This is a genomic window from Streptomyces sp. NRRL F-5123 (assembly GCF_000721495.1).
GTDB lineage: Bacteria > Actinomycetota > Actinomycetes > Streptomycetales > Streptomycetaceae > Actinacidiphila.
Genome location: NZ_JOHY01000004.1, coordinates 79,554 through 104,375 on the forward strand (window position 1 = coordinate 79,554; position 24,822 = coordinate 104,375).

The 24,822-nt window shown below is 70.5% G+C and carries 24 protein-coding genes; 14 read left to right on the plus strand and 10 right to left on the minus strand.

The window, feature by feature from the left end:
• Positions 1–18: 18 nt before the first annotated feature.
• Together IH54_RS0105370 and IH54_RS0105375 are read right to left on the minus strand one after the other, a co-directional pair.
• Complete coding sequence (locus IH54_RS0105370; RefSeq protein ID WP_031513267.1) at positions 19–933, minus strand: hypothetical protein; 915 nt, start codon at positions 931–933, stop codon at positions 19–21.
• 21 nt (positions 934–954) lie between these two features.
• The gene (locus IH54_RS0105375; protein WP_031513269.1) at positions 955–1,797 is read right to left on the minus strand and encodes a dTMP kinase; all 843 of its coding nucleotides are present in this window, start codon (positions 1,795–1,797) and stop codon (positions 955–957) included.
• A gap of 319 nt (positions 1,798–2,116) precedes the next feature.
• On the opposite strand from IH54_RS0105375, the gene IH54_RS45320 reads away from it, so the two are divergent.
• The 4 genes from IH54_RS45320 to IH54_RS0105395 all read left to right on the plus strand — a co-directional run bounded on the left by IH54_RS45320 (position 2,117) and on the right by IH54_RS0105395 (position 5,666).
• Entirely contained in the window at positions 2,117–2,281 is a 165-nt protein-coding gene (locus IH54_RS45320) for a hypothetical protein (RefSeq protein WP_159011658.1), read from the plus strand.
• Between the two features lie 89 nt (positions 2,282–2,370).
• Positions 2,371–3,579 (plus strand): hypothetical protein, encoded by a 1,209-nt coding sequence (locus IH54_RS0105385; protein WP_031513272.1) that lies wholly within the window; start codon positions 2,371–2,373, stop codon positions 3,577–3,579.
• A gap of 30 nt (positions 3,580–3,609) precedes the next feature.
• A complete protein-coding gene (locus IH54_RS0105390) occupies positions 3,610–4,419 on the plus strand; it encodes a sugar phosphate isomerase/epimerase family protein (RefSeq protein WP_031513274.1) in 810 nt (269 codons plus the stop codon).
• Positions 4,416–5,666, plus strand: coding sequence for a DegT/DnrJ/EryC1/StrS family aminotransferase (locus IH54_RS0105395; protein WP_031513276.1), 1,251 nt, complete (start codon positions 4,416–4,418; stop codon positions 5,664–5,666). The genes IH54_RS0105390 and IH54_RS0105395 overlap by 4 nt, the downstream gene beginning before the upstream one ends.
• Before the next feature lie 18 nt (positions 5,667–5,684).
• Here IH54_RS0105395 and IH54_RS0105400 read toward each other — a convergent pair whose 3' ends face one another.
• A complete protein-coding gene (locus tag IH54_RS0105400) occupies positions 5,685–6,953 on the minus strand; it encodes a lysine N(6)-hydroxylase/L-ornithine N(5)-oxygenase family protein (RefSeq protein WP_052397097.1) in 1,269 nt (422 codons plus the stop codon).
• 435 nt (positions 6,954–7,388) lie between these two features.
• Here IH54_RS0105400 and IH54_RS41380 point away from each other — a divergent pair, with 435 nt between their 5' ends.
• Genes IH54_RS41380 through IH54_RS0105425 form a run of 5 tightly spaced genes read left to right on the plus strand, consistent with a single transcriptional unit; the run spans position 7,389 to position 12,798 of the window.
• Positions 7,389–8,564 carry a hypothetical protein gene (locus IH54_RS41380; RefSeq protein ID WP_052397098.1) on the plus strand — a complete coding sequence of 392 codons (1,176 nt, stop codon included), beginning with the start codon at positions 7,389–7,391 and terminating at the stop codon, positions 8,562–8,564.
• Entirely contained in the window at positions 8,561–9,307 is a 747-nt protein-coding gene (locus IH54_RS0105410; protein WP_159011660.1) for a hypothetical protein, read from the plus strand. The genes IH54_RS41380 and IH54_RS0105410 overlap by 4 nt, the downstream gene beginning before the upstream one ends.
• Complete coding sequence (locus IH54_RS41385) at positions 9,304–10,521, plus strand: ATP-grasp domain-containing protein (RefSeq protein ID WP_052397099.1); 1,218 nt, start codon at positions 9,304–9,306, stop codon at positions 10,519–10,521. The genes IH54_RS0105410 and IH54_RS41385 overlap by 4 nt, the downstream gene beginning before the upstream one ends.
• A 3-nt stretch (positions 10,522–10,524) precedes the next feature.
• On the plus strand, positions 10,525–11,763 hold the full coding sequence (locus IH54_RS0105420; protein ID WP_031513286.1) for an MFS transporter: 1,239 nt from the start codon (positions 10,525–10,527) through the stop codon (positions 11,761–11,763).
• Between the two features lie 51 nt (positions 11,764–11,814).
• The gene (locus tag IH54_RS0105425) at positions 11,815–12,798 is read left to right on the plus strand and encodes a GNAT family N-acetyltransferase (RefSeq protein ID WP_052397100.1); all 984 of its coding nucleotides are present in this window, start codon (positions 11,815–11,817) and stop codon (positions 12,796–12,798) included.
• Positions 12,799–13,033: 235 nt separating this feature from the next.
• On the opposite strand, the gene IH54_RS0105430 is transcribed toward IH54_RS0105425, so the two are convergent.
• Positions 13,034–13,510: a MarR family winged helix-turn-helix transcriptional regulator gene (locus IH54_RS0105430; protein WP_031513291.1), complete on the minus strand. Its 477-nt coding sequence runs from the start codon at positions 13,508–13,510 to the stop codon at positions 13,034–13,036.
• Between the two features lie 67 nt (positions 13,511–13,577).
• On the opposite strand from IH54_RS0105430, the gene IH54_RS0105435 reads away from it, so the two are divergent.
• The 4 genes from IH54_RS0105435 to IH54_RS0105450 all read left to right on the plus strand — a co-directional run bounded on the left by IH54_RS0105435 (position 13,578) and on the right by IH54_RS0105450 (position 17,212).
• Entirely contained in the window at positions 13,578–14,501 is a 924-nt protein-coding gene (locus IH54_RS0105435) for an alpha/beta hydrolase (RefSeq protein ID WP_031513293.1), read from the plus strand.
• Between the two features lie 219 nt (positions 14,502–14,720).
• Positions 14,721–15,278 carry a TetR/AcrR family transcriptional regulator gene (locus IH54_RS0105440; RefSeq protein ID WP_052397101.1) on the plus strand — a complete coding sequence of 186 codons (558 nt, stop codon included), beginning with the start codon at positions 14,721–14,723 and terminating at the stop codon, positions 15,276–15,278.
• Positions 15,275–16,168: an aldo/keto reductase gene (locus IH54_RS0105445; protein WP_031513297.1), complete on the plus strand. Its 894-nt coding sequence runs from the start codon at positions 15,275–15,277 to the stop codon at positions 16,166–16,168. The genes IH54_RS0105440 and IH54_RS0105445 overlap by 4 nt, the downstream gene beginning before the upstream one ends.
• A 24-nt stretch (positions 16,169–16,192) precedes the next feature.
• Positions 16,193–17,212: an NADPH:quinone reductase gene (locus tag IH54_RS0105450; RefSeq protein WP_031513300.1), complete on the plus strand. Its 1,020-nt coding sequence runs from the start codon at positions 16,193–16,195 to the stop codon at positions 17,210–17,212.
• 56 nt (positions 17,213–17,268) lie between these two features.
• Here IH54_RS0105450 and IH54_RS0105455 read toward each other — a convergent pair whose 3' ends face one another.
• The 3 genes from IH54_RS0105455 to IH54_RS0105465 all read right to left on the minus strand — a co-directional run bounded on the left by IH54_RS0105455 (position 17,269) and on the right by IH54_RS0105465 (position 19,526).
• Positions 17,269–17,460: a hypothetical protein gene (locus IH54_RS0105455; RefSeq protein ID WP_031513302.1), complete on the minus strand. Its 192-nt coding sequence runs from the start codon at positions 17,458–17,460 to the stop codon at positions 17,269–17,271.
• A gap of 18 nt (positions 17,461–17,478) precedes the next feature.
• Positions 17,479–18,189, minus strand: a complete 711-nt coding sequence (locus IH54_RS0105460) for a B3/4 domain-containing protein (protein WP_031513304.1) — start codon at positions 18,187–18,189, stop codon at positions 17,479–17,481.
• Between the two features lie 71 nt (positions 18,190–18,260).
• Positions 18,261–19,526, minus strand: coding sequence for a DegT/DnrJ/EryC1/StrS family aminotransferase (locus IH54_RS0105465; RefSeq protein WP_031513307.1), 1,266 nt, complete (start codon positions 19,524–19,526; stop codon positions 18,261–18,263).
• A gap of 344 nt (positions 19,527–19,870) precedes the next feature.
• Between IH54_RS0105465 and IH54_RS0105470 the strand changes: the two genes are divergently transcribed.
• Positions 19,871–20,938, plus strand: a complete 1,068-nt coding sequence (locus IH54_RS0105470) for a fatty acid desaturase family protein (protein WP_159011662.1) — start codon at positions 19,871–19,873, stop codon at positions 20,936–20,938.
• Here the strand turns inward: IH54_RS0105470 and IH54_RS0105475 are convergent.
• The 3 genes from IH54_RS0105475 to IH54_RS0105485 are packed head-to-tail and all read right to left on the minus strand — an operon-like array spanning position 20,913 to position 24,799.
• Positions 20,913–22,079: a nucleotidyltransferase family protein gene (locus IH54_RS0105475; protein WP_031513311.1), complete on the minus strand. Its 1,167-nt coding sequence runs from the start codon at positions 22,077–22,079 to the stop codon at positions 20,913–20,915. The two genes, IH54_RS0105470 and IH54_RS0105475, sit on opposite strands and share 26 nt — an antisense overlap.
• A 24-nt stretch (positions 22,080–22,103) precedes the next feature.
• Entirely contained in the window at positions 22,104–22,898 is a 795-nt protein-coding gene (locus IH54_RS41390; RefSeq protein ID WP_052397104.1) for a class I SAM-dependent methyltransferase, read from the minus strand.
• Positions 22,895–24,799: a KedN5 family methylcobalamin-dependent radical SAM C-methyltransferase gene (locus IH54_RS0105485; RefSeq protein WP_234343381.1), complete on the minus strand. Its 1,905-nt coding sequence runs from the start codon at positions 24,797–24,799 to the stop codon at positions 22,895–22,897. The genes IH54_RS41390 and IH54_RS0105485 overlap by 4 nt, the downstream gene beginning before the upstream one ends.
• Positions 24,800–24,822 lie beyond the last annotated feature (23 nt).

The following is a 24,822-nucleotide window of genomic DNA, read 5'->3' on the forward strand; positions in this document are numbered from 1 at the left end:
GGTGCGGGCGCTGCCGCCTCAGTGCAGGTCCCACTGCGGACGCAGGTCCGCGATGCGCGCGCGAAGGAGCGCGAGGGCCCGCGGCACGTTCTCCTCCACGGGGGCGTCCGCCACCGTGTGGACGCTCCACCCCCAGTCGGCGGCGAACTTGCGGAAGCGCTCGGCCGATTCGCTCTGCAGACGGGTGAACCCCTCGTCGCCCGCCTCGCCGGCCGTACGCAGGTCCTCCAGCACTCCCACCCGGCCGCCCTGGCCGAGCCGCCACCGGTGGGCCAGGGCCACCGGGCCGTCGACGAGCAGCCCGACGTCGGCGCGCAGCGGCCCGCCGCCGAAGAACGCCTCCACCGGCGCGAAGAGGCCGTCCATGTCGCCGCGGCTGTAGGGCACGTCACCCGCGCGCCCGGCGAGGGCCCGGGCCAGCAGGTACTCCTTGAGCACGTGCTTGTAGGGGAACGTCTCCTGCACCACCACGTCCCCGCGTTCCAGCGCGGGACGGATCACCTCGGCGTACAGCACGAGGTTGCCGGCGAACTCGACGAACAGCGAGGCGAGCGGGCCGCTCGGCGACGACGCGGACGCCTCCAGCCCGGCGAGCCCTTCCTCCGCGTCCTCCCGTACCCAGTCCTCGTACCGCTCGGGCAGCGTGACGTGCTCACCGCCGGCGACCGCACCGCCGAACAGCAGGCGGAACGAGTCCATCCACAACGTGCGCAGCGCCGCCTGCGGCCACACGGGCAGGTCACCGTGGAGACTCGCCCGCCAGGAGACCGGGGTGACGGTCCGTCCGCGCGCCCGCAGGTCGGACACCAGGCGCTCGGCCACGGTCGTCTTGCCTATCCCGTCGACACCGAGGAGGGAGACGTAGACTCCCCTCTCCCCCGGGGTCGCTCCGGCCGGAACGGCCGCCGGCTTGTGCACGGCGTGGTCCACCACGTTGCTGACTCCCTCTGACTCTCAACGGTTGCGGACGGACAGCAGGTCCAGCACCAGCCCGACGCCTTCCCGGGCCACGTCGTCCGGCGCGCGCTCGCCCGCACGGATGACGTGCCACCCCCATGCGTCGGCCCGCGCCGCGTACTCCTCGGCCAGGAGCGACTGCAGCTCCAGGTAGGACTCGCGGCCGGTGCGGCCGGCCAGGCGGAGGTCCTCCGTCAGGCCGACGCCCCCGCCTCGCCGCACGATCCGCGCGTACGACGTCGCGGGGTCCACGTCCAGGAAGATGCCGATGTCGGGCTGCAGGTAGCTGGAGGCGTAGGCGCTCCTAGCGAAGTCCAGCAGCGTGACCAGGACCTCGTCGGGCAGCCCGCCGTGGCGGAGGGCCACCTCGCGGGTGAGCATCAGCTTCTTGGCCATGCTCTTGAAGCCGAACCCGTCGGACAGGGCGATGTCGCCTCGTAGCCGCGCGGGGACCACGATGTCCGACTGGAGCATGTAGTCCATCAGGAACTCGACCATCGCCGAGCCGAGCAGGCCGGACGGGCGGGCCCCCTCCACCGTCGCGCCGGGAGGGACATCCACGAAGGACGAGGACACCATCTCGGGGCCGAACACGCGGGGGATTCTCCGGTCCAGCCGTTCCCCTGCCACCTGCATGCCGGCGAAGAGCAGCCGCCAGTACTCGGCGCACATCTGCTCGTAACTGATACTCGGCAGAGCGTCCGGCTGCCGCAGATTGTCCTGCCAATCGGCCGTCACCACGCGGTACCCGGCCTCTCGAAGCGCCTCACCCAGGGCGCCGGACAAAGTGGACTTCCCGGAACCGTCGATTCCCATGAGTGCCACGGCAGCGCCGTTCATCGACCACCGATCCTTTATTCGGGATTTCATGATCACCCGCGGGCAAGGCCTTTCACGCCGGTCGCGCCCTCCGAGGATCGCACAGCGGAGCACGTAGATCCAGCCCCGCACATATAAGCTTCTCCGTGGACAAAGCAACTGCTAACCGGATCTACCGGGCCACTCTCCATGATTCTCGGTCAGCAATGCGAGAGACCCTTGACCGGGCACAGATCCCGCTGTTAACTGTATCGGCGTCATAGTAAGAATAATTCCCGCCTGATTCGGGACGAACTTACTCGACAGGCCGGGTCCGGTATGACGGACAGGAGGTGAGAACATGAATAGCTCGCTTGCCGTCGTGGACGCCCCGTCGAACATTGTCGTTGATTTCGACCCTGTCGCCGCGATCGACACAGGAGTGCTCGGCGACCAGGAGCCGCTGGCGACCGAGAGCGGACTGGAGTCGGTTTCCTGCTGCAACTCGGTCATCGCCTTCGGGTGACGGAAAAACGCTGCTGGCGGGAGATCTCCACCTCCCACCAGCAGTTCCATCGGGCGAATTCCCTCAGGATCGGGAGACGGTGACAGAGCATGCGTGTCCGGCTGCAGACAAATCATGGTGAATTCGTCCTGGAGCACGACAGCGCTCCCACCGTCGGAGCCCTGCTGCGGCTGCACGGCATACCGCTGTCCTCCGTGTGGACCTACCAGGTCCAGCACACGGACCCGGCGGGCGAACCCGGTCACCGCCGAGCCGTCTTCGTGCCCGCCACCGGCAGCGCGCCGGACCCCGGGCCGCCGGGCGAGATCCTGGCCCGCGTCTCCCGCAACATCGACCTCCCCGGCCTGGTCGGCGCCGCGTCCACGGCTGCGCGTCCGGTCCCCGAGGCGGTGACCGAGTGGGCCTTCCCCTCCGCCGAGGTCGGGGCGTTCCGGCGGGTGCACGCCCAGATGACCGCGGGCGAGTGCCTGGACTTCGTACGCCGCAGCGTCCTGGACGTACTCGGCCGGTGGCCGGCCGACAAAGGCAGAAGGGTCGTCGTCGGCACGTCCGGCGGCGGCGACTCCAACGTCCTGGTCTCCGCCCTCATGGAATCCGGCTTCTTCGAGCCCGAGCAGGTGGTCCCGGTCATGATGCTCGGCATCCCGGACTGGGACACCCAGTTGGGCAATGCGCAGGAACTGTGCCGGGCGCACGGCATCGAACTGAATGTCGTCACCGAGTCGGAAACGGCCCGGCTGAGCGGGACAAAGGATCTCCAGGCGACCAAGGAAATCTTCACCGAGTGCTTCCCGGACGCCGATCTCGAGTTCCTCGGCACCTGGCTCCTGCGCCGGGTGCTCTCCCGTTACGCGGCCGAACGCGGCATCGGGTACGTCGCCATCGGCGCCAACCGGGAAGACCTCGTCGGTGAACACCTCGCTCGCGTCTCGCGCGGGCTCCTGCCGCTGCCGGCACCGTTCCGCCGCATCGGGGACGTCACCTTCTGCTATCCCATCTGGAAGGTTCCGAAGAAGATCGGGGACGGGGCCTACCCGGCCTTCAGCCTGGAGAACTACGAGAATCGGAACCCCAGTTTCAGCCCGGGCCGCAGCGTTTTCTACTACCTTGCCTACTGGATTCCGGAGCTTCTCCCCGGTATGGACAACACCCTGCTGGACGGGCTGTCCAAGCTGGCGGACAAGGACGCCGAGCCGATCGTCTGGGACGAGGACCTGAGCGAGTTCATCTGCCGGGAGGGATCGACCGCGGAGCAGAGGTCACGCTGGCAGGATTTCCTGAACCGGGTCGAGCGCTGACCGTGGGGACCGGCGAAAAGGAATGGTTCCGTGGGTGAAGTCCTGATCCAGCCCCGCATCGACCGGGTGGCTCCGTACGTCGACCTCGCACTGGCCGAGGGACTGCGCATGGAACTCATCGAGCCCGCCCACCCGGGGTACCTCGACCGCCTCGACGGCTACTTCGAGCGGTGTCGCGAACTCATCCCCGCCGAGGTCCCACTCGCTCTGCACGGCCCGTTCATCGACATCGCGCTGCACAGCGCGGACCGGGAGATCAGGGAGGCGTCCCGCCGGCGGGTGCGCGCGTCGCTCGCCTGGGCGCAGGAGATCGGGGTCACGTACCTGATCCTGCACGGCAACCACCTGCCCATGATCAACGAGACCGGCTACGACGAAGCGTGGCTGAGGGGCCATCTGGAGTTCTTCAGCTCCCTGGACTTCGGCGCGGTCACCGTCGTCCTGGAGAACATGTGGGATCCGACACCGGACCTGCTGCTGCGGCTGGTCGCCGAGGCCGGCTCCGACCGGCTGCGACTGTGCCTCGACGTGGCGCACTGGAACGTCTACGGCACGGTGTCGCTGGAGGAGTGGCTGCGGCGCGCGGGGGCCTTCACTCCCTACATCCAGTACGGCGACAACCAGGGCGACCGGGACGCGGACATGGCCCTGGGGGCCGGAAGCGTCGACTGGGCGGAAGTCGACCGCACCGTCCGGCGCTGGGCCCCGTCCGCGGACGTCATGGTCGGGGTCGGCGACGACGACGGCACGAAGCTGACCGCCTCGCTGGCGTTCCTCAGGGAGCACGGTGTCTACCCGTTCCCGGTCGCGGAGCAGGTCCGCGAGGTGCTGGGCCCGTGAACCCGCCGCTTCTCGCGTGTCTGGGCGGCGAGCCGGCCGTCACGCTTCCGCATCCTCCGCCGTGGCCCCGCATCAGCCGGGCCGCCCAGGACCGGGTGGTCGCGCTCATGGAGAGCGGGGAGCTGGCGGACTACGGCCTGGGCTCCACTCTCGCCGAGTTCGAGCGGACGGTCGCCGACTACCACGGGGTGCCTTTCGCCCTCGCGCTCTCCAGCGGGACGGCGGCGCTGCACACGGCCTTCCACGGAGTGGGGATCGGCCCGGGCGACGAGGTCATCGTGCCGAGCTACAGCTACCACGCGACGGTCGCGCCGCTGTTCCTGCTCAGCGCGGTCCCCGTGCTCTGCGACAACGAGACGGACACCGGCAACATCGACCTGGCCGACGCGGCCCGCCGGGTCACCTCACGGACCAGGGCCGTGGTCGTCACCCACCTGTGGGGTCACCCGGTGGAGGCCGACGCCCTGCGCGCGTTCGCCGCCCGCTTCGGTCTGAAGGTCGTCGAGGACGGCTCGCACGCGCACGGGGCCCGGTGGCGGGACGTACCGGTCGGCACCTTCGGCGACGTCGGCGTGTTCAGCACCGGGCCGCGCAAGATGGTGTCGGCGGGCATGGGCGGCGTCCTGGTGACCAGGGACGAGAAGGTGATCGAGGCCGCCCTGCGGCTGGGCCACAGCCACACCCGCGCCGGCCTCTCCCTTCCGCCGTCGGAGGCGGCCGTGGGCCTGGGCGCGAACTACCGCATGGGGACGGTGGCGGCCGCCATCGCCACGGAGCAGTACCGCGACCTCGACGAGCGCATCGCCACCAAGGGCGCGGTGCTGCGCGGCCTGAGCCGCCGGCTGGAGGGGATACCGGGGCTGCGCCCCCAGCCGACCGCGCCGCACGTCACGCGTGGAGGCTGGTACGGCTACAAGGCGGTCTACGTTCCCGAGGAGCTCGGCGGGCTGCACATCAGCAGCTTCGTGCGTGCGCTCCAGGCAGAGGGCCTCAAGGTCGACAGGCCCTCCAACCTCCCCCTGCACTGGCTGGAGATGTTCTCCACGCGGCGCCTGGAACCGCGCTACTACCGGCCGGGCGCGCCCCGGCCGCTGTACGGGCGGGGCGACTTCCCCGGCGCGGAGCAGTACTACGAGGCGTGCGTGAGCTTCCCGGCGCGGTACTTCTCCGATCCGTGCGACGACCTCCTGGACCAGTACCGCGCCGGCATCCTCAAGGTCGTCCGGCAGGCCGACCGGATCCCCTGACGCCCCGGGACGGCCGCCTCAGGCGGAGTGCCACGTCATCGTCGAGTCCGCGTGGTGCATCCGGAACACCTCGCGGCCCGCGATGCCGTTGAGGATGTGGGCGCTGCGCCAGGCCATCAGGCTCAGCAGCCGGTCGTTGATCCCGTGCGTGTGGTCGGCGAGGTTCTGCACGAAGATCCGCAGGCCGGCCGGGCCGTCCCAGTCCAGGGAGTAGTCGCGGCGCACCACCGGACGGCCGTCGCCGCCGAGCAGCCGCTCGGCGAGCGGCTGCGCGTACTCGGGCAGTTCGCTCTCGTAGCCCGTCGCGAAGACGACCACGTCCGCGGGCGTGCGCTCGCGGCCGCCGCCGTCCTGGTCGTGCAGGTCGACGACCACGTCGTCGCCGTCCCGGTCGAGGCCGGTCACCCGCCGGTTGGCGACCAGCCGGTGGCGGACGGGCCGGGACATGACGTGGTCCAGATGGTAGAGGCGCTTGTAGATCTGGTGCAGCAGTTCCTCCGACACCCCGTCGCTCGAGAGCACCTGCTCCCGGAGCAGCTGCGTACGGCGTTCGGCCGGCAGCCCGTAGAAGTAGTCCACGTACGGCGGCGCGTACCACTCGTTGGTGAACGGGGAGTCGTCCAGCGGCAGGAATCCGGTCCGGCTGGACACCCAGGTCAGCTCCGCGGGAAGGGCCGCGTCGTCCGAGAGGAGGTAGTTCACCACCTCCGCGCCGCTCTGCCCGGCGCCGACCACCATGACCCGCTTGCCGCGGACGTCCGGCGCGACGGTGGAGATCTCGCCGCTGTGCAGGACCCTGCTGCCGCGGTGCAGCACCGCGAAGTCCGGGAGCCGCGGATTGTGGCCCGAGCCCAGGACCACCGTGCCGGTGGAGAACGTCTCGCCGTTGTCGCACGTGACCTCGAACCGGTCACCCACCGGCGACAGGGACTTGACGGTGTGTCCCCAGCGGATCGTGGGGAGCCGGCCGGCGGCCCACCGGTAGTACTGCTCGAACTCCTGGCGGGAGCAGCCGAGCCCGTTGGCCTCCAGGGCCCGGTAGATACGCCCGGTCGAAGCCAGGAAATTCAGAAAAGTGAACTCGTTGGTCGGGTCGACCATGGTGGCCAGGTCCTTGAAGACCGAGACATTGAGCCGCGACTCGGGAAGCATGATACCCGGGTGCCATGCAAACTCCGGCTTCGAATCGAGGAAGCAGCCGGTCAGCTCCGACTGGGAATGTGCGAGCGCGGCCAGGCTGAGATTCGCGGGGCCGACCCCGATCCCGATGAAATCAAACGTTCTCATCACAAACCTCTCCCGGACGGATGTGTGTGGAACCCCTTTGCCCGGCCAAATGACATCGACATGCCAGCGCTTTTGGCTCCACTACACTCTCAATCAGCCCGCCCATCCCGTCAAGCAGCGACGACACCGACAAGTCGCGTTGTCGCGATGCGCTGAGAATCGGTCGAATGTCCTTCTTATGAAGATTGGCAAGATTTTGTCCCACTTGCGATTCGGCGAACCCCCGGAGAATGCCAGGGAAACCGTTGACACACACTGGGAGACCTGCTTCACTGCATAAGAGTATTCTATGGTCTGCGTAACACAGTAAGTGTCTCAATGCCAGCCGGGGGGAAAGTGACACCAGCACTTGCTCGCCCTCTCCACGGACGCGTGGAAAGGCGTTTGATTCTGTCCGACGTAGCCATTCAGTACACGGTCGGGGCTGTTTCCGGCATGCCGGTCGTGGTGGCGCGGCTGCCCGACGAGCACCACGGGGAACCGCGGGCACTGGCCTTTCTGCGGCCCGAGGACACCGTCGCCGACTCCGTCGCCGTGATCGGCGGCGAGGGCGGGCCGACCGGGGCGCCGGGGGCCGCGCCGTCCGCGCCGGCCTGGGACGGCACCGGCCCGGCACCGGATTTCGCCGCGTTCCTGCAGGCCGGCGGGCACATCGGCGAGGAGGGCCTGTACGCCCTCGCCCCGGTGATGCTGCTGCGCACGCGCGCCGGCGACGGAGGAGACCTGCTGACCGAGGTCCTCATGTGCTCGCGCGTACGCGTGATCGGCACCCTGTTCACGCGGGTCGCCGAATTCCGGCACCCGGTGGCGGCGGATCTGACCGCCCTGGTGGAACAGGCACTGGAGCACACGGGCGCGTACCGGGCCCATGTGACCGTCGAGGAGAATACCTACACGCAGTTCGAAAAGGGCACCGAGATCGAGGAGAAGATCACCTTCGAGGGCGGGATCCCGGTCTGGGGCGTCGCCCGGATCCTGTGGTCCGCGATCCAGAACGGCGAATTCTCCGGTTTCATCACCGATCCCGGCTACGAATTCACCAGGTGGCAGTTCAGACAGCACAACTTCGAGGTCCTCGCGTCCGGCCGGTCCGCCGGCCACTTCTCGTTCGCGCAGCACACGGACGGCACGTACTGGCTCAAGCGGAAGCTGTTCGAGCAGGACGCCAGACGGCGGTCGGAGAATTTCATAGCCGGGCTGCACATCAGCCCGGAGGACTTCGACGGGTATCTCGCCCGTGAGTACCCGGACTTTGGTTTCCGCAGGCTGGCGACAACCACACGGTCGCGGTTCGACATCAATGTCCAGTCCCTGCGGTCCGGGCATTGCTTCGGTATCGAGACCGATGAGGTGATCACCCAGGAGCCGGCGTCCAGAACCCTGCGCCAGGTCGAACTGGAATACCTCGAGTCGCGGGTCCACGCGGGCCTCGACCCGGACACCGTCGACACCGAAATGGACACGCTGGCCTCGCACGTGGAGAAGCAGTTGGTCACCCGCGGCCTCACCGTGCGGCGCGGCTACTATTCCAAGCTCTCGTTCCTGCGGGACGGGGCCGCCGGAGTGCCCGGGGACGGCAGGGCCCAGGCGGACGCGGGACCGCGGTCATGACCGGAGAGCCGCCCCCGGCGGGAGCCCGCCTCGCCGTGGTCGACGCCGACACGGAGGTCGCCCGCTGCGCGCTCTCGCTCGGCTACCGGGTGTGTTTCGTACAGCGTCCCGGAGCGCCCGTGGAGGAGCTGGTGGACGCGTACGCCGGCCTGTACACCGTCGACTTCGGCGCACCGCACTTCGCGTCCTTCGTCGACCGGGTGCTCGGGCCGTGGAACCCCGCGGCGGTCGTGTCCCTGAGTGACGCCGGTGTCCTCGCGGCGGCGCACGCCACCGCACGCCTGGGGACTCCGGGCACGCGGCCCGACGTGGTGCGGCGCCTGCTGTCGGCGGGCGCGGACGGCGGCCGCGGCCCCGTCCTGGTCGGCGGGCTGACCGGTGTGCCCGACGGGCTGGTGACCGTCCAGACCCTCGCGAGCCTGGGGCGTCACCGGATCACGGGTCTGTGCCAGGAGAGCGGCACGGCACCGGTGGCCGGGGGGCCGGCGGCCGAACCGGACAAGGAGGGCCGGCAGGCGCTCGAAGGTGCTCTCGACGCGTTCCTGCGCTCCGCCGGACTGGGCGCGGGCCCGGCGTGCACGGTCGTGCACGTCTCGGCCGGCACCGCGCGTATCGTCTCGTCCCGCAACCACGCAGGGGAGCGCGCCGTCCGCCGCCGCCTGACCGACACCCCCTCGGACGATCTGCTGCGGGCCTGCCTGAGCTGGCCGCTGAGCGCTGTCGCGGAACGGGAGCCACGGTGAAACCCGCTGCCCTGCTGGTCAACAACCACCCCTACACCTTCTTCACCCGGCGCGGCCGCCACCTGCTGCCGACGTCCGAGCTGGACATCCACATGGTCACCCGCAACAACCTCTACGGCGGGGTGACGGGTCTCACGGCGGCGCCCCTGGCGCACGTGTCGGTGTGCGACGCGGACGACGAGGCCGAGTGGCGCGCGGTGTGCAACTGGACCCTGGAGGCGTACCCGGTCAGCCGGGTGGTCGCGGTGCACGAACGTGCGGTGCTGCTGGCCGCGGAGCTGCGCTCGGCCCACGGCCTGGCCGGCATGGACCACGCCACCGCGCTGCGCTTCCGGGACAAGGTCCTGATGAAGGAGGCGGTCCGGGCGGCCGGCGCGGCGACGGTCCCGGAATTCGCCGCGCTCGACTCGCCGGACCAGCTCGACGCCCTGCACTGGGCGCCGGGCATGCGCCGGGTGATCAAGAACCGGACGGAGCTTGCGGCCAAGGACCTGTACGTCGTCGACTCGCCGCAGTCCGCGCGGGCCGTGGCGGCGCGGCTGGACCTGTCCGGCGGCCGGTACGAGATCGAGGAGTACGTCGAGGGCGACATCTACCACTGCGACTCGGTCGTCCAGGACGGGCAGGTCCGCTTCTCCAGCGTCGGCGTCTACCTGACCAATCCCTCGCAGTACGCGGCCGGCGGTGTCTTCGGCACGGTCCTGCTGACCGGAGGGGACGTGGTGGAGCGGATCCGCCCCGTCAACGAACGGGTGATCGCGGCGCTGGGCATGACCGAGGGCACCACCCACTTCGAGTTCTTCCGCACTCCCGGCGACGACCTGGTGTTCTGCGAGATCGCCGGGCGGGCGCCCGGCGGGGTCATTCCGCCGGTCATCGAGTGGCAGTACGGCTTCAACATCGTGGAGGCGGACATCCGGCTGCAGACCGGGCTGCCGGTCTCGCTGCCCGGCGCGGCGGACGCGGCCACGGCCCCCGGGGCCCTCCACGGGTTCGTCGCCTTCTACCCCGGCGGCCCCGCGGAACGCGGCATCGCCGAGGACCTGCACGCGGGTCTGGGCGTCGTCGAGCACATCCGGCACCGCGGTGCGGGTGACGGACGCGGCGGGGTGCGGCACTCCACCGACTTCCAGGACTCCTACGTCGTCCGCGGCCGGGACCGGGACGACCTCATGGGGCGCATCGCGGCCGTCCGGCACGCGTACTGGCGGTGACCGATGGCCGATGAGACGACGGACGTGCTGCGGGCCGGTACGGAGCAGGACGGAGCCGCGGCCCGGCGGGCGGAGACCCGTACGCTCCGCCTGCTCGTGGTGTCGTCCATGCTCACGAAGGTCGGTGACTGGCAGCTGGGGATCGTCGTCCCGCTCGCCGTCCTCTCCCGCACCCACTCACCGGCGCTCTCGCTGATCTCGATCGCGCTGCGGGGCGTAGCCTACGCCGTGTCACCGCTGGTGGGTTCGCTGATCGACAGGTTCGACCGCCGGTTCGTGCTGGTGCTCTCGCAGGTCCAGCAGGCGCTCTGCCTGGCCCTGATGTCGGTCCTGTTCTCCAGTCAGGTCGCGATCCTGCTGCTGGTCTTCCTGTCCGGGATCGGGGGGGTGGCCAGTACGATCACCGGGCAGTTCGTACTGCTGCCCAAGCTCATCGGCCCCGCGAGGCGCCCGGTGGCGGTCGCGAAGCTCAGCTCGTCGATCGAGTACGCCAAGGTGATAGGGCTCGTCCTCGGCGGTGCGGCGTTCTCCGCGCACGGCGCGGTCTTCGCCTGCCTGTGCATCGTCGCCCTCTACGGGGCGTCAGGTCTGGTCGCAACGGCACTGCCCGCCGTGCCGTCCGAGCGGCACACGAGCACGCTGTCCGCGGACCTGGCCATCGGCTTCCGGTGGCTGGTGAAGCCGGAGATCCTCTGGCTGGTCGTCACCATGGCCGTGGTCAACCTCGCCATCGGGGAACTCGAGGCCGCGCTGATCACGCAGTTCGCGGACGAGGACCTGGCCGCCCTCGTCATCTCCTTCGTACTCGCCCTGGGCCTGCTCCTGGGCGCGCTGGCCAGCCGCTTCGCCCCGCACGTGCTGCCGTCCTGGTCCCTGGAGAGCCGGCTCCTGCTCCTCCAGGCGGTGGCCTTCCCCTCGCTGGTGCTGCTCGCGACCCCGGTGGCGGCGTGCAAGGCGGTCGGGTACATGGTCGTGTGCGTCGCGGTGGGCATGAGCAACGTCATGTCGATCACCTACCGGCAGGAGTCCATCCCGGTGGAGCTGGCCGGACGCGTCAACGCGACGATCCGCATGTTCATCACGGGTTCGGTCCCCCTGTCCGGTTTCATCTTCGCCGCGGCCAGCCACCTGTCCGGCTACCGGTTCTGGTTGCCGTCGGCGGTGATGTGGGCCGCCGCGATCGCGATCTGGGGCGGCTACACCATGCGGGTCCGGCAGGAGCCCGCGCCCGCGGAGCAGTAGGGTGCGCGCGCCCGCCGCAACCGGGGGCGCCGGACGGGAGAGGCGGAAACCGTGGAGACGGTGGAGCAGGACGCGCTGGTCATCGGGCTGGTCGGGGCGGACGAGGTCGAGGAGCTGCTGGCACGGCCGGCGCTCCCCGCGCTCGACGTGATCCGGATCGCCGACGGCGACGGGCGCCCGGGCGCGGTGGAACTGCCGCCGCCTGGGTTCGTCGCCCGCCCGGCCTGGGTCAACTGGGTCGCCCGGGCCGGAGCCGGCGAGGAGGAGTGGCTGGCGGGCCTGTCCGGGGGCGAGCGGCGGCGCGTCCGCGTCGCCCGGCGGTTCGCCGAACGCGAGGGGCTGGACGTCCGCGTCCGCGAGGGGCTGGACCCGGAGTTCCTCGACGCCTTCCTGTCCGTGTACGACGCCCAGATCGCGGCCATGCCACGAGGGCGCAACTTCGCGCGGCGGCACGCCGACCGGCTCCTGGCGGCCCGCGGCGAGCTGCTGACCGTCGCCGCCTACGCCGGCCCGGACCTGGTGGCGGGTTCCATCTGGTGGGTACGGCCGCGGGAGTCCGTCCTGCAGATGCGCTTCTCGGCGGCCACCGCCGCCTCACGTGCGGGCGGGAGTCTGCGGGTGGTCTACGCCGCCGCCTTCCAGGCCGCCCGGGAGCGGGAACTGGCCTACCTCTCGCTGGGGAACGACCCCTCGCTGTTCGGGCACGTGGTCCAGGTGGGGCTCTACGCCTTCAAGTCCCGTCTGGGATTCGTGCCCGTTCCCTCAGGCGCGCTCGATCCGCACCTGCACTACGAGTTCGTCGACGCGTTCGTCTCCCTGCGCAGCCTGGAGAACCCGTCGCTCGTCCTGCCGTGGGGCCCCTACCGCGGCAGGCCGCTGCCGTGGCCGGGCACGCTGGCCGAGGCGGAGGCGTCCCCCCTCCCCCCGCTGGAGCTGACGGACGGGGACGGCGGGGACGGCGCGCCGGGCGGTCAGCCGTCCGGCGCGCACGGCCGCCTGCCGGTGCCCTCCGTCCGGCGGCCCGGGGGCTCCTGACGTCCGGACCGGGCCGTCACGAACGCAGCGAAGCCCCGGTTGAACGGGGTGACCTTCCCGGCGGGACGAGCACGGCAGCTGCAGATCGTGATCCGGCTGGTGTGCGTGCAGCGCTGCTCCACCGGTCTCACGCCTCCTGGGGCGCGTATCGAGTCGTGATCGATCCGCGGGATTCGCCGTCGTAGCGAACGCTGGTCACGCGGCTACGGGCAGTCGCACCGGATGTGCATGCCGGTCAGCCTGTGGGCAGGCCGATCTGGTCACGTTCGAGTACAGAGCGCAGCTCCGAGAAGATCTGTGCGGCGGCCGGTCCTGAGGGACCGCCCAGGACGTCTGCGGTCAGCTCGGCCAGTGTTGTGGTGAAGGTCGCCTCCGCCGCATCGGCGAGTTGCAGGCCTCCGGCGGTCAGGTCCAGCAGTGATGAGCGGCGATCCGATGGGTTGGTTCGCCGTACGACCCATGCCTGCTTCTCCAGTCGGTCGATGCCCTTGCTGGTCGCGCCGATCCCGATGGCGAATTCGGTGGCGAGGTCCGCGACCCGGGACCCGGGGTGGTCGCGCAGGAAGCGCAGGAACTCGAACTGCGAGGTGACGATCCCGTGCCCCTCGCGAAGGCGGTCGTTCAGCGCGTTGTAGAGGCGTGTCTCGCAGCGGACGAGATCGGCGAAGAAGCCCGGGAGGTCGATCGGGCCACGGCTTGACTTAGATGCCATGGCATATATTCTAACTTAGATGCCTAGGCATATAGTTCTTTGGCATGCACTCGCGATGGAGGCGACAATGAGCAGGCAGCAGCGCGCGGAGATCGACGCGATGGTCCGACGGCCTCAGCCGGAGGCCCCTCGGTCGGTGGAGGAGATCCGCGCCGGATTCAGGGCGATGATGGGGGAAATGATCGTCCCGGCCGGGATCCGCACCCGGACTGCGACGCTCGGCGATCGCCCCGCGGTGCTCGTCGAGTCGGCCGGCACTCCGAAGACCGGGACGATCCTCTACTTTCACGGCGGCTCCTACGTGGTCGGTTCACCCCAGACGGCGATGTCGCTGACGGGGAACCTGGTGACCAAAACAGGGTTCAGGGCGTTCTCCCTGGACTACCGGCTCGCCCCTGAGCATCCGTTCCCGGCCGCGATCGAGGACGGAGTGAGCGCCTACCGCGATCTTCTCGACAGCGGCGAAGACCCTTCGGCGATCGCGTTCGCCGGGGACTCCGCCGGCGGCGGCCTCACCGTCACCACCTGCCTCGCCGCCCGCGACGCGGGCCTGCCCGTGCCCGCCGCAATCGTGGCGTTCTCCCCCGGACTCGACCTGACCCGGACAGGCGAGAGCATGGACACCAAGGCGGGCATCGACCCGTTCTTCACGCGTGAGGGCCTGGAACACACCGGGACCATGTACCTCGCGGGACAGGATCCGCATCAGCCCATGCTCAGCCCCGCCACCCTCGCCGACCTGACCGGCTTCCCTCCGATGCTTCTGCAGGCGGGCACCAACGAAATACTCCTGGACGACTCCACACGCATGGCCGCGCGCGCAAGGGAAGCCGGAGTGGACGTCGTCCTGGACATCACGGCTGACGTTCCGCACGTCTTCCAGGCGTTCGCCGGCGTCCTGGACGAAGCCGACGAGGCGCTGGACCGCGCCGCTCTCTTCCTCGGCCAGCGCATCCGCACCAGGGGCACGGCACGCACGTCGGCAGGCTGAAGCCCGCAGCCGGTCTCGTACGGACCACGGTACGAACCCCGGGCCCTGGCTCGGCGTCCCTGTTCCTGGCGGACAGCCCGCAGTTCATCCCCGCGCTCGAGAAGCCGCAGGTCTTCTCCGAAACATGATCCACGCCACATCCGCCGCGCGGCAAACAGAACGGGGATTCTGTATAGTGAGGCCACAAGCAGAACAACGATTCTTTTTGCGGGAGGTGCGGTGCCTCGGCTCACCGACGCACGCAAGGAACTCCGGCGCGCCCAGATCACCGAGGCCGCCGTACGCTGCTTCAGCCGCAACGGCCTGGAGCGGACCTCGATCGCCGACATCACGGCCGAGTCCGGCCTGTCGACGGGCTCGATCTACGCCCACTACCGCAACAAGGCCGAGCTGGTTCAAGCCTCGGCCCACGCGGTGCTCGCCAAGCGCGCGGAAGTCCTCGGCGAGTACGCCGGGAGCGACACCCCGCCCGACCCCGACGAACTGCTCGCCCGCCTGATCGCCGGCATCGACCCGGTCGAAGCCCGCGTCGGCGTGCAGACCTGGGGCGAGGCAACCAACAACCCGGCCATCCACGGCATCGTGGTCGACACGATCGACCGGATGCGCGCGATGGTGCACAACAGCGTCACCGCCTGGCTGGTCAAGGTCGAACACCTCGGGTCGGCCGAGGCCCAGGAGCGTGCCACCCCGATCGCCCACCGGGTGCAGAGCCTCTACCTGGCCCAACTGCTGTACACCGCCCTGCAGTCACCGGCCGAGGAGACCGCGCCATGACCACGCTGACCGCTCCGTTCGCCGGCCGCACCGTTTTCCGGGTCGGCTACGGCGCCCTGCAACTCGAACGTCTGCACCACAACCGCGGCGAGGCCGTCGCCCTGCTGCGCCGCGCGGTCGAACTGGGCGTCGACCACGTGGACACCGCCCAGTTCTACGGCTTCGGGTTCGCGAACCAGGTCATCCGCGAGGCGCTGCGCCCCGAGGACGACGTCCTGGTCGTCACGAAGGTAGGGGCCGACCCCGACCCGGGCGGGCCTCTGCCACTGCGTCTCGCACAGCGCCCCGAACAGCTGCGCGCCGGCGTCGAGGACAACCTGCGCAGCCTCGGCGTCGACCGGCTCCCGGTGGTCAACCTCCGCCGGCTCGACTCCGGCCCCGGCCTGCGCCCCGACGGCGACCAGGTGGTCGACCTCGACGACCAGCTCGAAGTGATGACCGCCCTGCGCGACGAGGGCAAGATCGGCGCGATCGGTCTGAGCAGCGTCACCCTCGACGGCCTTCGCCGCGCCCTGTCCGCGGGCATCGCCTGCGTGCAGAACGCGTACAGCCTCGTCTCGCGCGACGACGAGGACATGCTGCGGCTGTGCGCGGCCGAGGGCATCGCCTGGGTGCCGTTCTTCCCCCTCGGCGGGTCCTTCCCGGGCCTGCCCAAGGCGACCGACGAGCCGGCGGTGCACGCCGTGGCCGAATCCCTGGGCGTCACACCCTCCCAGGTCGGCCTCGCCTGGCTACTGCACCGCGCCCCCAACGTGCTGCTCATTCCCGGCACCGCCGACCCCGCTCACCTGGAGGCCAACACGGCCGTCGGCGGGATCACCCTCGACGCCGCCGCCCTGGCCGCCCTCGACGCCGTCGAGTCCCGCTCCGCCGACGTCCCCATCGGCTGACCAGCCCCCGACCAGGACGGAATCATGAAAGCCATCGTCTACCGCGACAACGGCGGCCCCGACGTTCTCCGGCTCGTCGACCGCGACCTGCCCGTGCCCGGCCCCGGCGAGGTCCGCGTCCGGGTAACCGTGTCCGGGGTCAACCCGACCGACTGGCAGGCGCGCTCCGGCGCCGGCCACCCCAAGCACTTCCCCGAGGTCACCCCGCACCTCGACGGCGCCGGCACGATCGACGCCGTGGGTGAGGGCGTCGAGCAGAGCCGGGCCGGTCAGCGGGTCTGGTTGTTCATGGCTGCCGCCGGGCGGCCCACCGGCACCGCCGCCGAGTTCACCGTCGTGCCCGCCGAACAGGCCGTGCCCCTGCCCGACGAGGCCGGCTTCGACGTCGGCGCCGCACTCGGAGTCCCCGCGCTGACCGCGCACCGCGCGCTCACCGTCGCCGAGGACGGGCCGCGCCGACTGCGTCCCGGGGCACTCGACGGGAAGGTGGTGCTCGCCGCGGGCGGGGCCGGGGCGGTCGGGCACGCCGTGATCCAGCTCGCCCGATGGGCCGGCGCCACCGTGATCAGCACGGTCAGCAGCCCGGAGAAAGCCCGGCTGGCCACCGCCGCCGGCGCCCACCACGTGGTCAACTACCGGGAGGGGGATCCGGCCGCCGGGATCCGCAGGATCGTCCCGGACGGCGTCGACATCGTCGCCGAAGTGGCGCTCGGCGCGAACATCGCACTGGACCTCGCCGTGCTGCGACCCCGCGGCACGATCGCGACCTACGCCAACGACGGTGGCAAGCCGGTCGAACTGAACGTGCTGCAGAACATGGTGCTCAACACGCGCCTGCAGTTCCTGGTGCTCTACACGGCCGGTCCGGAGGCACGCACCGCGGCCGCCCAGGACGTCGCCGCCGCAGTGCGCGACGGCGCCCTGCCGGTCGGCGAGGAACACGGTCTGCCACTGACCCGCTTCCCCCTCGGCCGCACCGCTGACGCGCACCGAGCGGTCGAGAGCGGCACAGTCGGCAAGGTCGTGGTGGACATCGCGTCCTGACGCCGCAGTGCGCCCCGCCTCGCCGTGACGGCAGATCCCGCCCCGGACCGGGGCTGTCAGCCGGCGGCGGCCTCGGCAGCGTGAAGTGCGTCCAGGAGCGCGGTCCGTTGCCCGGTCAGCTTCCCCTCGGTGCGGGCCTTCGCCTGCTTGCGCAGCCACGCCCCGGGCCGGAAGGACGGGGCGTCGCCCGCAGCGTTGCGGTCGGCCGGGCCGGTGACGGTGCCGCCTGCGGGGAGGCAGCCGAGCATCCGGCCCTGGCCCGGCCGTCAGCCGCCGTTCAGATCCGCGGTGGGGTGCAGGGCGTCGACGGTCAGCAGGGAAACCTGGCCGGCGTGCGGACGCACCAGTTCCTCGAGCGCGCGGTGGGCCGCGTCGAGCTGCTCGTCCGGGACCGCCGTCCGCGACACACGTTCGAGGAGGAACACCGCGTCCCGGGTGGCCGCGGTGACCTTGGTCGCGTCGGCGTCGCGGTGGTTCCAGTGCCGGGTCAGCACCTGCTGCCCCTGGGCGTACACCACTTCGCCCGGACGGGGCTCCTCCCGCGCGTCCGGCTCGCCCAGCGGGACGAACCAGTCCCCCGGCCGGGACGGACGGATGTCGACCCGTTCCGACAGCCGGTCGAGGTCGAAGGCGCCGGCGGGGGTCCCGAACGTCACACAGACCACGTTGTAGGCGTCCACCGCACCGCTGATGCGCGGCAGTACCCCGTTCCTGCTCAGCCTGCGGGTCAGGGCGTCCACGCTGGAGCGGGTGCGGCGCGGATTGCTGCCGAAGCTCCGGTAGGCGTCGTGCCACGACGTGATGCGCGGGTCGTCCTCCGCGGGCACCCCCGCGGTCCCGGCGGCCACCGCGTCGGTCAGCTCCTTGCACCGGATGTCGACTTCGGGCCACGGGGTGTCGTTCGTCAGTCCCCGCGCGACCAGCAGTCGGATCTGCGCCTCGGGAAACGCCCGGGCCACGTCGTCGCTCAGTGTCACAGTTGTCAACGGTCACCTCCGGCGCGGGGTGGGCTCGCGGGGAGGGCCCCGCGGGCCGGCCACGCCGTGCGTCAGTGGGAGTTTGCGGACAGGCCGCGGAGCCGTCCGGCGTTCTTCACGACCTTGACGATACCGTCGCGCCACTGGTCGAGCACATCCTCGCACGGCTCGTGGAGCCGGGGGGCGGGGAAGCTCAGGCTGGCCTCGTAGTACGCCTCCGCGCCCGGCAGTTCACCGCGCCGGTACAGCGGCCGCTCCCGCCCCGGCTGGTAGTAGGCCGGCTCCAGCCGCCGCTGGGTGAACAGCTGCGACCAGTGCAGCGGCCGGTTGGAGGGCCGGTCCACCGGCAGGCCCTCGGCCTGCAGGGCCGCGACGAAGTCGTCCAGTGGCAGGCCGCCGAGCTCGCCCGGAACGTACCGGGCCTTGTAGCCGTACCAGCCGCCGCGCGTCACGCCGGGCGCGGTGAACTGCGGCCGCAGGCCCGGCACTCCCTCCAGTCGGGCGCTCAGGCCCTCCAGCACGGCCCTCTTCACCGCGATGCGGGCGTCGAGGTCCCGGTACTGCGCGGTGCAGATGGCGGCGGCGACGAGGCTGATGCGGTGGTTGCCGCCCAGCCCGACGGCCACGTCCTCCGCCGGCCAGGAGTGCGCGGCCCGCTCGTGGGTGTGTCCGAGCCGCTGCGGCTCACGGTGGACGTGCTCGTCGGACGTCACCAGCACGCCGCCCATACCGCCGCTGACCATCTTGCGCGCCCCCAGGCTGAAGACGCCCGCGTCGCCCAGTGTGCCCACCAGGGCGCCGCGGTAGCGGGCGCCGTGGGCGTGCGACCCGTCCTCGACCACCTTCAGGCCGTGGCGGCCGGCCAGCGCGAGCACGGCGTCCATGTCCACCGGGTGTCCCCACAGGTGGGTGACCGCGACGGCCCTGGTACGCGCGGTGATCCGTGCCTCCGCGTCGGCGGGGTCGATGTTCCCCGTCACGGGGTCGACGTCGCACAGCACCGGGACGGCGGAGAGCAGGAACAGCGGGGCCACGGTGGCGTGGAAGCTGTAGGACGGGACGAGGACCTCGTCGCCCGGCCGGACGCCCACCGCGAGATAGGCCGAGAGCAGGGCGTCGGTCCCGCTGGAGGCGGCGAGCGCGTAGGGAACGCCGTGGTAGTCGGCCACCGTCCGTTCGAACTCGGCCAGTACCGGGCCGTAGTCGTAGTCCGAGAGTTCGCCTTCCGCCAGGAGTCCGTCCACCCGGGTCCGTGCGTCCTCCGACAGCCACGGCCACGCCCGGGGCAGCGGCGCGGTGACCGCGGGCGGCCCGCCGTGCAGCGCCAGTTCGCTCATCGCACGCCTCTCTCACGTCGCACAGCGGCCGCGCCCGGCGCGCCCGCGCCAGAATTGAATTCTTTCCGCACCGACAGCCAGATAGTAGGACACCCCACATCCCGGGGCAACCATTATTTCGAGTGGCAGACTATTTTTCCCACCGGATTCCGGTAATTGACACAACCGGTAGGACGGTGACGCGAGAAGCAGCAACGAGCAGCCGGGAAGTCAGCGAATCTTCCGAAATGGATTGTTTTTTCCGTTTATTGCTGCACACCAATACGAACCCGCCTCGAGTGCTTGACATGCAAGCGCACACGCGGCGATCGTGTGAAGGACGCCGTAGTGGGGGAGCGAACACGTTGAAGCAACGGAAAAGTTTCGCAGGGGTCTTCTCCGACACTCCCTATCCGCGCGGTTATCGCGTGCCCCCGGAATTAGGGGAGCGGATAGCGGCAGCACATCGCACGCGTCCGGTGCTCACGGTCGGCGCCGCTCTTCTCGACCACGCGGTGGCCATGGGCGCCGTACTCGCCGCGGCGGCGTGGGCCGGTCCGCTGCCCTGGCCGGTCCGCGCGGTGGTGTACGCGGTGGCCGCCGTCGTGGTCGGCCGCCAACTGCGCGCCCTGGAGTGCCTGGTCCACGAGGGGGCGCACCGGAACTGGACGCGGAAGCACCGGACGGCCAACGACGTCCTGGCCTTCGTCCTGGCCGCGGCGCCCACCGGAGCCTCTCTCCCGGCGTACCGGACGTCCCACTTCCAGCACCACCGCCGATTCGGCACGACCAGCGATCCGGATCTGGAACGCTATGCGGAACTCGATGTCGAGGGGATGCGCAGGAACAGCGCCGCCGCCTTCGCCGCAGACCTTCTCCGGCGCCTTCCACGCTATGAGGCCGGCTGGCTCAGGACGCTCGGATCCGATCCGCTCCTGATAGCGATGCCGTTGACCTGGCCGACCGTCACCGCACTACCGGCAGCAGCATCTGTCATTGGCTGGCGCCGCGGGGCCACAGCTCTCGTCTGCTGGATTCTCGGATACCTCGTGGTGTTGCCGGTCATCCGCTTCGCGGCCGAATCCGCGGAGCACGTGTACAGCACAGCCGACACCGTTTTCGACGCCACGGTCACCAACAACGGACGTTTTCAGCGCTTTGCTTTCCACCCCCACAACGACGGCTTCCACACCGTTCACCACCTGTGGCCGGGAATACCGCACCACGCACTGCGCCGCGTCCACGAGCTGCTGTGCGCCCGGGACGCCGATGGGTACGGCCGGCGCGTCCTGGTCCGTTCGGCGCTGCTGGACCGCCCGGTCGCCGCGGATCCCACGGGAGGAGGCCCGCCCCGGGTCGTGACCGGGGCGGGCCCGCGACGTCGCGGCGCCGGGGCGGCGGGGCGCGTCAGGCAGGCGGGGCGGCGGGGGTGAAGCCGTCGACGAGCCGGCGGGCCTCCTCGCCGAACACCTCCACCTTCTCCCTGTCCTCGTCGAGCATGCCCCGGGTGGCGTACCACTCCTGCCAGTGCGACCAGCGCCTGTCCTCGTCCTTGCCCAGCAGGTCGAAGGCGAGTTCGAGCCGGTCGGTCCGGAACGCGCGCTCGCGCAGGGGGACGGACCAGCGGACCGTCCGCCCGAACGGCATCGCGCACTGCTCTCCGAGTCCGGCCACCCGTGCCGCGAGCGGCGCCAGCGGGGCCAGCGCGTCGGGCAGGCCGCCCCGGACCGCGGACCAGGCCCACAGCCCGAGCGCGAACTCGCCCTGCAGGCCCAGGTCCACCGCCCGCCGCCAGCAGCCCTCGGGGTCCACGGCGCCCCGTGCCAGGAGGACCTCCGCGTCGATGAACCTGATGAGCCGGACGTCGTCGTCGTCGACGGTGTGGTACCAGCTGGCCAGGTGCTCGTGGATGTGCGTCACCACGTTGACGAACTCGAAGTCGGGCGCGGCCCGCAGACAGGCGATCCCGTCGACGCTGTGCTTCTCGGCGGAGCTGATCCAGTCGGTGGTCAGGGCCTCCTCCGGCCGGAAGTACTTGCTGGGGCCGGCCACGTGGACGTCCAGGCAGAGCGTGCCGGTCGGGCTGTCGGACTCGCGGTAGAACGTCGGGCCGTTGAGGCTCACCTTCAGCCAGTAGCCGAGTTCCGCGAAGTGCGGCTCCAGCTCGGCGAAGTCCTCGGCACCGAGGAGGATGTCGAAGTCGTTCATCGGCCGGTGACCGGGCCGCCCGTAGTCCGCCAGCAGCCCGCCGCCCTTGAGCAGGACAGAGCGCGACACGATGTCGGGCCGGACGTCCGCGAGCTGGCGCAGCGCGGCGGTCAGCTCCCGCTGCCGCAGCTCCGCCAGCCGGGCCTCCTGGTCCAGCCGTTCGCACACGGTGATGGGCAGCCGGTCGAACCAGTCGGCCTCCCGCAGCGCGTCGGCCAGCAGGCCGCAGAGCCGGTGCTGGCACGCCAGCAGGAGGAACTCCGCCGGGTCGAGCGACGCCGGGAAGCCGCTGCTCGCCTCCAGCCAGGAGCGCGCGGTGCGCTGCGGATCGGCGGTGGTCAGGATGATGAGGTCAGAAGCCCGCAAGGTTCCTCCAGTGGGTCGTGGCCTTCACAGGGTCCGCCGTGCGACGAGGACCAGGTGGCGGCCGCCGGGCGAGAACGGGGTGTCGTCGACGTCCTGGTAGGCGTGTTCCAGTTCCAGACCGCTGTCCCGGAAGAGGGAGACGAGTTCGTGGAGGCTGTAGACCCGGTGGTCGAAGGAGGCGCGGCTGACCACCCGGTCACCGCGCAGGTAGGTCCACTCCAGCCGCCGCCGGCTGGTGAAGGGGTCGAAGAAGTTCTCCTTCACCACCGTCAGGCCGTCGCTGGTGACGACGTCGACCTCGCGTGCCTGGTTGGCGACCGCGTCGCGGTTCGTGATGTCGAGGACGAACCGCCCGCCGACGACGAGGCTCCGGGCGATCCGGTGCAGCACCTTCGCGTTGTCCCGGTCGCTGTGGTAGCCGAACGCGGTGTAGAAGCTCACCGCGAGGTCGAAGCGGCTGTCGTGCTCCATGTCGCGCGCGTCGCCGCGGACGAAGGTGACGTCCACGCCGGCCGCGGCCGCGCGCCTGCGGGCCTCGGCCAGGTACAGCTCGCCCTTCTCCACGCCGGTGACGTCGAATCCGCGCCGGGCGAGGGCGATGGACTGGCGGCCCGCTCCGCAGCCGACGTCGAGCACGCGGGCCCCGTCGCCGAGCTTGCCCGCGCGGACGAGGAAGTCCACCTCCGCGGCGGTCTGCGCCTCGGTGCAGCGGTCGATGGTGATCTCGAGGGTCTCCGGGCTGAAGTAGTTGTCGTTGATCGGCGTCACCTGTGGTGCGGGCGCTACCGGTATCTCCAGGGCCTCGTGTCCGGCGGTCATCGGCTCTCCGTCTCCTGTGCGGCGTCGCCGGTGTGCCCCAGCTCGTGGGAGAGCTTCCCGCGGTACTGGGCGGCGACTTCGTGGCTGTCCAGATGGTTCTTGAAGCCGACCTTGTAGTACAGGTCGGCGCGCCACGCGGCCGGTTCCGGCACCGTCCACGTCCCGCCGGCGCGGCCCGCGCCGAGGGCGGCGGGCACGTCGAAGGACAGCTGGGGACTGCTGCGCACGTAGTGGTCCAGGCCGCCGATCGAGACCACCGGCAGGCCGCTGACGTGTTCCGGCCCGCCGTCGTACAGCGGGCGGGTGGCCATGTCGTAGCGCAGTACGTCGGTCAGGAACGGACCCGCGGAGGCGGGGAGCCCGGGCAGGACGGCCTCCTCCCACCACTGGAGGACCAGCCGCTCGAAGGCGGGCTCGGTGTACATGTAGTTGATGGTCTGCGCGACCACCTGGGCGTCCACCAGGTCCAAATCCAGGGTGCGCAGCGGGGCCGCCACCGGGTCGGCGCACCCGTTGAACCACTCCATCATCGACAGCAGGACCTGGGACTGCGTCATGCCGGCCAGTTCCCGGACCGGGTCCCACAGGTGGCGGAAGATGGCGTTCTCACCGACCGTCCTGGCCCAGAACAGGAAGCGCTGCATCTCCCGGTTCTCCTGCACGCTCATCGTCTCGTGCTGGAGGACGTACTCGAAGTCGTCGGTGTCACCGCGGACGGTGACGAACCCGAACTTGTCGCGGTGCTCGGTGTAGTGGGTGTTCGGCAGGATGAGCAGCGGGTAGGTGGCGATCCTGGGGACCTTCACGGCGAGGTCGTCGTAGCCTGCCAGGAAGCTCTCGCGGGTCTCGCCCGGGGCTCCCCAGATCAGCTCGGCGTAGCAGTCCAGGTCGTTCTCCTGGAGCCAGGCGACGAGGCTCTCCCAGTCGTTGATCTTCATGTTCCGCCGGTTCATCCCGGTCAGGGCGGCGTCGTTGAGGGTCTGGAGCGCCAGGGTGAAGGAACTGCGCAGGCCGCCCTCCTTCATCTGCTTGACGATGTCGTAGAAGATCGCGGACTTGTTCTTCGCCCAGGAGGTCTCGATCGAGCGCGGGAAGCCGCGCTTGGCCCGTATGCGCACCACGTTCTCCACGAAGTCGCGGTCCTCCCTGAGGAGACCGAAGTTCGCGTCGCACAGCACGATCGTGTCGACCTCGTGGAAGGCGAAGTAGTCGACTTCCTCGATCAGGCGCTCGCGGGGGAAGGCCCGCACCTTCTGGCCTACCGCGCCGCCCCAGTAGCAGAAGGCGCACTTGTACGGGCAGCCGCGGTTGGTCTCCATCAGCGCGACGTCGTAGCGGAAGCGGCCCAAGTGGTCCAGCATCTCGATGGAGTTGGTGAGGAACGGCGAGGGTATCCGGCTGAGGTCCTCGATCCGCGGGGCCTCCTCGGTGGTGACCACGGTGTGGCCGGGCCCCGGCAGGCTCAGGCCGGGGACGAGGGAGAAGTCCCGGTCGTCCAGTCGGGCCCGGACCAGCTCCAGGAAGGTGAACTCCCCCTCGGCGTTGACGACGACGTCGACGTCGGGGTTCATGCGGAAGACGCGCTCGCCCTGGTTCGCCACGTGTGTGCCCCCGAAGACCACCAGGCCGTCGGGCTTGGACTGCTTGTACGTCTCCGCCAGCGCGCCGAAGCTCCGGACGTTCCATCCCAGAACGGAGAAGGCGAGCACATCGGGCAGCTGCTCGGAGAACAGCTGGTTCGCCATCACGGTCAGCGTGTCGCCGCCGCTGAAGTTGTGGATGGTGACGTCGACCTCCGTTCCGATGTCCGGGTCCCCGTCCAGCGTGGCCTTGAGGTACCCCATGGCCAGCGGCATGGACTCCAGTGCCGTGGCCCACACGCCCTGCTGGACCAGGGACACTCGCAACCGACGCTTCTTCCCGT

Excerpts from the sequence above, each read along its gene's own strand:
- IH54_RS0105420 (WP_031513286.1), top strand. The coding sequence starts at position 10,525 with ATGGCCGATGAGACGACGGACGTGCTGCGGGCCGGTACGGAGCAGGAC.
- IH54_RS0105375 (WP_031513269.1), bottom strand. The coding sequence starts at position 1,797 with ATGAACGGCGCTGCCGTGGCACTCATGGGAATCGACGGTTCCGGGAAG.
- IH54_RS0105445 (WP_031513297.1), top strand. The coding sequence starts at position 15,275 with ATGACCACGCTGACCGCTCCGTTCGCCGGCCGCACCGTTTTCCGGGTC.
- IH54_RS0105465 (WP_031513307.1), bottom strand. The coding sequence starts at position 19,526 with ATGAGCGAACTGGCGCTGCACGGCGGGCCGCCCGCGGTCACCGCGCCG.
- IH54_RS0105455 (WP_031513302.1), bottom strand. The coding sequence starts at position 17,460 with ATGCTCGGCTGCCTCCCCGCAGGCGGCACCGTCACCGGCCCGGCCGAC.
- IH54_RS41380 (WP_052397098.1), top strand. The coding sequence starts at position 7,389 with ATGCCGGTCGTGGTGGCGCGGCTGCCCGACGAGCACCACGGGGAACCG.
- IH54_RS0105430 (WP_031513291.1), bottom strand. The coding sequence starts at position 13,510 with ATGGCATCTAAGTCAAGCCGTGGCCCGATCGACCTCCCGGGCTTCTTC.
- IH54_RS0105400 (WP_052397097.1), bottom strand. The coding sequence starts at position 6,953 with ATGAGAACGTTTGATTTCATCGGGATCGGGGTCGGCCCCGCGAATCTC.
- IH54_RS41390 (WP_052397104.1), bottom strand. The coding sequence starts at position 22,898 with ATGACCGCCGGACACGAGGCCCTGGAGATACCGGTAGCGCCCGCACCA.
- IH54_RS0105450 (WP_031513300.1), top strand. The coding sequence starts at position 16,193 with ATGAAAGCCATCGTCTACCGCGACAACGGCGGCCCCGACGTTCTCCGG.
- IH54_RS45320 (WP_159011658.1), top strand. The coding sequence starts at position 2,117 with ATGAATAGCTCGCTTGCCGTCGTGGACGCCCCGTCGAACATTGTCGTT.
- IH54_RS0105410 (WP_159011660.1), top strand. The coding sequence starts at position 8,561 with ATGACCGGAGAGCCGCCCCCGGCGGGAGCCCGCCTCGCCGTGGTCGAC.
- IH54_RS0105435 (WP_031513293.1), top strand. The coding sequence starts at position 13,578 with ATGAGCAGGCAGCAGCGCGCGGAGATCGACGCGATGGTCCGACGGCCT.
- IH54_RS0105385 (WP_031513272.1), top strand. The coding sequence starts at position 2,371 with ATGCGTGTCCGGCTGCAGACAAATCATGGTGAATTCGTCCTGGAGCAC.